Annotated in this window: 6 protein-coding genes and 1 pseudogene; all 7 read right to left on the bottom strand. The window is 36.9% G+C overall.

The features are described from left to right. Positions 1 to 256 precede the first annotated feature (256 nt). Positions 257 to 454 carry a protealysin propeptide domain-containing protein gene (locus AACX38_RS03685; RefSeq protein WP_099121854.1) on the bottom strand — a complete coding sequence of 66 codons (198 nt, stop codon included), beginning with the start codon at positions 452 to 454 and terminating at the stop codon, positions 257 to 259. Positions 455 to 965: 511 nt separating this feature from the next. After that, on the bottom strand, positions 966 to 2,012 hold the full coding sequence (locus AACX38_RS03680) for a M4 family metallopeptidase (RefSeq protein WP_228865744.1): 1,047 nt from the start codon (positions 2,010 to 2,012) through the stop codon (positions 966 to 968). A 207-nt stretch (positions 2,013 to 2,219) separates the two neighbouring features. Beyond that, on the bottom strand, positions 2,220 to 3,308 hold the full coding sequence (locus tag AACX38_RS03675; protein ID WP_228865743.1) for a M4 family metallopeptidase: 1,089 nt from the start codon (positions 3,306 to 3,308) through the stop codon (positions 2,220 to 2,222). 315 nt (positions 3,309 to 3,623) lie between these two features. Beyond that, complete coding sequence (gene hemF, locus AACX38_RS03670; protein WP_099121851.1) at positions 3,624 to 4,532, bottom strand: oxygen-dependent coproporphyrinogen oxidase; 909 nt, start codon at positions 4,530 to 4,532, stop codon at positions 3,624 to 3,626. 404 nt (positions 4,533 to 4,936) lie between these two features. Continuing rightward, positions 4,937 to 5,128 (bottom strand): annotated as a pseudogene (locus AACX38_RS03665) (helix-turn-helix domain-containing protein); the annotation flags it as partial. Between the two features lie 531 nt (positions 5,129 to 5,659). Beyond that, complete coding sequence (locus AACX38_RS03660; RefSeq protein ID WP_228865742.1) at positions 5,660 to 7,000, bottom strand: phage tail fiber protein; 1,341 nt, start codon at positions 6,998 to 7,000, stop codon at positions 5,660 to 5,662. A gap of 260 nt (positions 7,001 to 7,260) precedes the next feature. Then, positions 7,261 to 7,543: terminase TerL endonuclease subunit (locus tag AACX38_RS03655; RefSeq protein ID WP_228865741.1), on the bottom strand; the 283-nt coding region annotated here is incomplete at its 5' end.

The raw sequence follows: 7,543 nt of genomic DNA, 5'->3' as shown, positions 1-7,543 counted from the left end.
TATCTGCGGTGCTTTCGTGTATTTAACGGGGCCAGAAGCCCAATCACGTGCCCAAAAAGGATTGTTTAGGGATGAGGCAGGAAAAATCGAAAGATAAGGATTTATAATGAAGGCAACAAACCGCGTTATTTTCAACGCGGTTTGTCAGCAGTCTGAGAGCTATTTATAGCTCTTTATTTTTGTTTAAGACGATTAACCATTATGATGAATAATTGAATTGATTATCTTCTGGGTTATACTTTTTAACATCAAATGATTAATTACTTTTTTCTTTATCAATTTTAGTTATATCTTTTTTTTGTAACGAAGAATTTTGGGCTGATTTTTTCATTAACTTATTAACATCATTTAATGTTTTTAGCACATATTCCTTATCTTTCTCATCGCAGTGCTTTGCAATATACTCCAGCAAATGGGGCGGGACTATACAGTGTTGATTTGTTGTATTGCACATAATATACCCAATTTGGTTAGTGTGTGAGCCTGGTATCTATATAATATCCGCCGTTTTTCAAGTACCTCTTGCTGGCTACACTCACGCACCCCAGTCATCGTTTTTATAAATATACGATGCGTTATGATCCCAGAGATTAATGAGCGGCTTTTGTGTTCCATCGGGAACTAGCTTTTATCATTCCTTTGTTGCCGTGATGCATATTGAAACCCGTTGGGTATAACTTACCTTGCTAGTCTAAATATTAGTCAAAATAATTAAATCAGTCACTACTAAAAATGTAAATTTTTTTATTCATTTATTTTGTTAATTATATATGTAATAAGCAGATAAATTTTCAGAACCATAGCTGATTATATATTATTGGGAATTCATGCGGTTGAAGAATTTAATTAAGATAAAATTGATGTGATTAGAAAAAATCATAACCTGATAAAAAAGAATATAGAAATAAATATGACGATAACAACAGGGGTTTTCCTAACCCCTGTGCCAAAATATTATTTTATCGTCAGCGCAGGACACCCACTTGATGCCATGCATCAGTGACAAGATTTGAAGCACTTTTACCAAAGAGCTTGCAGGCATTAATTACCGTTAATTTAGCAAAATCATCAAAATTTGCTTTGTTGGATAGGTTATTATCTGTCAAAGTGCTGTACCAGATTTTACCTGCTTGCTCCCATGAATACCCCCCTAAAGCTGTTGCTAACAGGTAGAATGCTCTATTTGGAATGCCTGAATATTTATGAACTCCGCCGTTGTCATTTGAAAAGGGAAGATCTTCATATTGATCCATATGACCTATTTGATCATCATCTGAATACGCAGCTCCCGGATCCTTGAACGAACGCAGTGCAAGATTGGGATCATTATTAGGATTCATTTTTGGCCCGAAGATCCCCTGACCAATCAGCCAGTCAGATTCGCCGGCTTTCTGATTATTCGAAAATTGTTTCACCATAATACCGAATACATCTGAAATAGACTCGTTGAGAGCACCTGCTTGATAGGCATAGTCCAGATTTGCTTCATATTGAGTGACACCGTGTGTCATTTCATGGGCTGTAACATCAATACAGGATGTGAAGCGATTAAGATACGACTTCATACCATCACCAAAAACCATCTGGTTGTCTGCCCAAAACGCATTTGCATAATTTTCAAGGTAATGTACTGTAGCGACTAACTTAAGTCCTTTATTATCAATTGAGTTACGGCCAAAAATTTCTTTATAGAATTGATAAGTTATACCAAGATGTTCATAGGCTTCATCAACACAAATATCCTTACTTTCAGAAGAGCCTTCAGTCCGTATTGTTTTTGTACCTGGATACTTATCTGTATTTTCGGCATCATATATTATTCTATCCAGATTCTCATCATCTCCTGGATTATATATCAGTGATGAACTTCCCATGCCAGCATAATAATTCATTAAATTATAAGTGTGATTTAAAGCTTTTAATATTGGAGCCTTATCATTTTCATCGCAATTTTTAATAATATATTCGAATAAATTTGGAGGAATAATGTTGTGTATCGTATTTTTGTACATAATGATACCCCGATTTATTTTTGGATGCTGTGTTTTTTTTGGGATCCCAATTAAATTATTAGCCTAAGTCACAAGGTTTTCTACTAATTAGATGCTTTTTTATTATTTTGTTTTTATTAATCTATAAATATAGCAAAGAGCTTAAATAGGCTATCTGATATTAATTATATGATTAATTTGAAATTAATTTAATGTTGAGAAATAATACTATATTAATATTTTTGCTGCTGTTTTTTTGGGCAAAAGTACACCAACTTCTTTCCAGCACTCTCTGGTAATGTGGGCGATATTCTTGCCAAATAATCTTTCTGCACTCTTAATAGTTAATGTAGCGAACTCATCAAAAGTGGCATATGAAGATAAACGATTATCTAACAAAGTTTCATACCAGATTTTTCCGGCTCTCTCCCATGAATAACCTCCCAGTGCAATTGCGAGTAAGTAAAATGCCTTGTTCGGGATCCCTGAATATATATGAACGCCTCCATTATCCAGCGTAATTGGTAGCTCTTCATATTGATCCATATGAGCAACCTGCCTGTCGTTGGAAAACGCTGTACCCGGCCTTATAAATGAGCGTAAGGCAATATCAGGTTTATTCTCTGGGTTAAAACGAGGACCCAGAATTCCTTTTCCCAATAACCAGTCGGATTCATCCGCTCTTTGATTATTGGCATACTGTTTTACCATTATGCCAAATGCATCTGAAATAGACTCATTCAGAGCACCAGACTGGTAGGCATAATAGAGGTTAACTTCATTTTGAATAACTCCATGCGTTAGTTCGTGTGCTACCACATCAATAGCAGAGGTAAAGCGATTGAAGAACTGACCATCACCATCACCGAAAACCATTTGCTTCCTTGACCAAAAAGCATTTAAGTAATTTTTACCATAATGAACAGTGGCAACTAATTTCAGCCCTTGGTTGTCAAGTGAATTGCGATCAAAAACCTTACTATAAAACTCATGAGTTTTTCCAAGGTACTCATAGGCTTCATTAATGGCAATATCGTCACTGTCAGGCATACCTTCACTTCGGATTAATTTCTTTCCGGGGAACTCTTCTTTCTGTTCCGCATCATAGATAGTTCTGTGTAGTTTTATTTTTTCAACATGTTTTATTTCATATTCCGGCTGTGGAATGCCTTCAAATATCGTAATGTTCATTAAATTATAAACATGATCTAATGTTTTTAATACATATTGATTAGTACACTCGTCACAGTGATTGGATATTTGTTCTAAGACAAATGGAGGAATTAAACTGCATCTATTAACTGCTTGTTTGTCCATAATTATCCCCTGTTTTGTCAGTGCTATGTTTATTGTTTTTTGCGCCCATTTGCATACTATCGATAATTAAAGTGATAGTCATTAGGGTAAATATTGACTTTTTATAACAGAATATTGTTAATGGAATGCTATCAATAAATTTATTAATCTATTGATATAAAAGCAGGGTTGTAATATATGCAATTAAGCACAAGATGCATAGCCAGCAAAGAGATAACTTGAAAGTCGATGTGTATATTAAATTTTAAATTTAGATTAGAGTAGTGATAAATAGCCCAATACATATTTATACTATTGGGCTACTCCAGGATTTATTTATACCCAGTCTTTTTTTATCAGAAATGATGTATAGAGTTCTTCTTCGGCAGAATTGGGCTCAGGGGAATAATTATACTCCCAGCGAACTAAAGGAGGCATGGACATCAGTATAGATTCTGTTCTCCCGCCACTTTGCAGGCCGAATAATGTTCCTCTATCCCAGACTAAATTAAATTCAACATAGCGACCACGGCGATATAATTGGAATTGTCTTTCCCGCTCTCCCCAGCCGATATCTTTTCTTCTTTCAACAATAGGTAGATAAGCCGAAAGGAAACCATTACCCACAGCTTGTGTGAAATTGAAGCAAGTATCAAAATCGGGGCTATTTAAATCATCATAAAATAGCCCGCCAATACCACGAGGCTCATTACGATGCTTAATAAAGAAATAATCATCACACCATTTTTTATATGTGGGATAAATATCCTCACCAAATGGCTGGCATAACGTACTGGCAACAGTGTGCCAGTGAACGGCATCCTCTTTAAAGCCATAATAGGGAGTGAGATCAAACCCGCCACCAAACCACCAGATGGGGGACTCACCTTCTTTTTCGGCAACAAAAAAGCGTACATTGGCGTGACTGGTCGGAACATAAGGATTTTGGGGATGAATAACAAGGGAAACCCCCATTGCCTGATAGCTGCGACCCGCCAGTTCAGGGCGGTGAGCTGTTGCTGACGAAGGCAGGGAATCTCCGGTTACATGGGAAAAATTCACACCTGCCTGCTCAAAAACCTTACCTGATTTTAAGACACGGCTGCGTCCGCCACCGCCTTCCTCCCGTTGCCAGCACTCTTCGATGAAGTGGGAATGATCATCCAGACGTTCAAGTTGTTTACAGATTTCATCCTGTAATGAGAGGAAAAAAGTCTTAACTTGAGATATATTAGCTATATTCATAATTAAAGTATAACCATTTGATATTATTTAAATAATTGCCATTATTTAACGAGTTTGTTTTTATTTGTTTATGCAATTGTTTATACATAGAACGCTGAACAAACCTATAAACAAGGCATAAGATAAGAACAGTGTAAAAGAAAAGACAGGAAAGAATAAGAGTGAATTTGTGATCAATAAAATGAGGCTAATGTGCTAACCGTTCTGATCTTGTGAAGAAGTTGCGGTTTATCTCGCTGAAAGTTTTTAGGAGGGACAATTACGAATGTTACTGCTAGTGAGAAGATACCCCGTTACGGCTATCTTCCCGATGATTTTCAAGTGATGGGCTACTATTTTTATGATTTATCTCGAACCTTACGTTCAATCAATTCACCATACGAATCAAAATAACGGCTAGGTCAAATTTCTGAGGGATGTATTTCGAGATAGTTAGCAATTATCCATTCGCCTTTCGGCCACGGTCTACTGAGAGTATTTGCCAGTGTAGATGAACTGAGTCCGGCTTCACGGGAAACAGCAGCTAAGGTTGTACCACGTTTACGTAATGCGGCAATAATATCGGCTTGATGCCAATCATTTCTAACGTTATTCATTCCTGTTACCCCTTCCATTAATTGAGAAAATTGATGGTGGCGATTCAAGCAAGGTTCGCATTACCGGGCTAAGATTCCGGTGAGGCCGAAGCCTCCCCTGCCTGAATCACCATTGAAAGGGTGAACGAGGTCACTGGTAGAAACATCCTACCAGTGTTCTTAGCTCAGGGATGCGAAGCCCTGACCACTAGATTTTGCTAATGGCGGGGCTACTTTAACTGATTGGTTTATCGGACTCAATAGGCGAATCAGTAAAAACAGTTTACCTTTTTGCGTTATATATAATGAAATACTTTTAGTCGCGGTTGCTCATTCAAGGTAAAGGCCAAAACTCATCAGAGACACAATATATAGGCCAATACACTAAATGCTCTAACCTTGTGAAAATAAATTGTGACAGAATCCATTAGAAGATTTGAGAGATAGCTAACTGGCATTTTCTACGCTTAATTGTGTGACGTCCGTGTCCAAATGCCGGAATATCCAATTTAGAATCATCGGCAACAATCCATAGAAAAATTACACATGTAATTATTCACTCTTAACAGCAGGCATTTGTACCCGTACAGAAATAAATCTACCATCAGGAATATCAATTAAATCACCCTCTGCGTAACCTTCTCTTATATTTCTAGCGAAAATAGGTGCGTCTGAGTGTTCACGGTGATAGGTCATTATTTTAATTGAACTATCGGAAAGTATCTCATAGTCTACCCAAATTAAAGGTAATTTATTTCTACACAGTGGTATTTCAATTCCATTACTTAACCCTCCCCATTCGGCATCAATCTCAATATTTAAAATACCGTTAATAAGATAAGTTCCTTTCGATATATGTTCGACAGTTGCACCTTCTGATTCAGTGTTTGTCTCGAATTTACCATTACTCCAAATATTGACGATTGGTGAAGAATGTTGAAGGAAACCATTACTATCTATCATAGTATTAGATGTTGTCCTAATATATTCCCATTTATTCCATTGATTAGGCATATCTGCATTGAAAGAACGATAAGCTATGGCTCCTGTTCTCCAATATTCTGTCATTAGTTGGAAACTGTATCTTCCCATACCTGAAATGTGAATACCTGAGCCAGTGATATTTGCAGAATTATTCCCACCAGAGTACCCAAAGAAAGTTTGATTAATAGGAATATTATTATAATCATTATCAGGTATATTGTTATTACCCCCCTCAGAAGAATTAACAATCGCTTTTCGTGAAACTAAACAATCATAAATATATTCTTGACTATCGTTCCCACCTGCAAATTTGACACCATCACCATTATATGCCACTGATAAATTTGCCCATGTATCATTAGAGAACGATTTGAAAGAAACACCATATTGATGTGTAAAAGAATTTATACCATCATTTCGATATATTTTAGATGGGCCTTTATTTCTGAGCCAACTCAACATCTGAGTATAGTCCGATATTCCAATACGCTCCCCCTCCCCTCCAAATCCAAATTCACCTCTTTGTAAAGCGTTTTTTGCTAAGTTGACTGTGGCTGTTAGTCCAATATTTTCCACAAACGCCTCTTTATTCGGAATATCGGCTCCATTCTGTTTCTTCTCCAAATAAAGATCCGAATTATTATTGAGAGCATTTAGGTTAGCTGTATTGGCTAGATCATATGCTTTTTTTACAGCTTTAGAGGTTGCAACGGTTATCTCACTGTCATTGTCTACTGCATTACTTAATGTAACAAATCCCGGTTCTGCTTGAGTTGCATATGGGTGATTACGGCTTGCCGCGTGTTCTGCAATGGCTTCTTTGATTGAATCTTTGACATATTCTGGTGTTGTAACAATCACAAGATTACTATCTTCTGAGACAGGTGCATCAGGCTTTTTATCTTGCATATTTATTCCCTCATTTAATCAACAATACAGATTGCTAAATAACATGAAGGCGGTGAGATACTTCTCCGCCGGTGAACATCAATAAATTGGTTCATCAATATTGGAGAGTACAGATTGATTTAATTCAGTGGATGAGTTGCATGTTTTAATGGCAGGATGACATAAAATAACAGATGGTAAATTAATAAAATTTATACAGTGACTGACAAAATTGAGTGAAATAAAGGTGAGGTATCTCACCTTTTGAGCATTTGATTTTATTAAACACCATCAAAGATATCCAGTTTCTTCTGCTGTTCTTCACTCAAGTTAAATGCAAAGTCTTCATGTTCCACCTGCCATGTGCCAAAGCTCATCAGAAACGCAATTGCAGGATCTATCTTATTGGCAGATTTCTTCTTATTCGGTTTGATATTGGCGTTCGCGTCTGTCTCCATCACGACATTGGATATCGCCCATGCCAGCACCGGATCGCCGTTGTGACGAATAATTTTGCGGTTAACGAACACCTCAGCCGATTTTGTCACCGGGCTAAAACGCATA

Source organism: Xenorhabdus sp. PB30.3 (assembly GCF_963895965.1).
GTDB lineage: Bacteria > Pseudomonadota > Gammaproteobacteria > Enterobacterales > Enterobacteriaceae > Xenorhabdus > Xenorhabdus stockiae.
Note: the sequence above shows the minus strand (reverse complement) of the source record. Positions and strands in the feature narration are given on the sequence as shown.

Coding starts and splice junctions, on each gene's coding strand:
- AACX38_RS03675 (WP_228865743.1), bottom strand. CDS start 3,308: ATGGACAAACAAGCAGTTAATAGATGCAGTTTAATTCCTCCATTTGTC.
- AACX38_RS03685 (WP_099121854.1), bottom strand. CDS start 454: ATGTGCAATACAACAAATCAACACTGTATAGTCCCGCCCCATTTGCTG.
- hemF (WP_099121851.1), bottom strand. CDS start 4,532: ATGAATATAGCTAATATATCTCAAGTTAAGACTTTTTTCCTCTCATTA.
- AACX38_RS03660 (WP_228865742.1), bottom strand. CDS start 7,000: ATGCAAGATAAAAAGCCTGATGCACCTGTCTCAGAAGATAGTAATCTT.
- AACX38_RS03680 (WP_228865744.1), bottom strand. CDS start 2,012: ATGTACAAAAATACGATACACAACATTATTCCTCCAAATTTATTCGAA.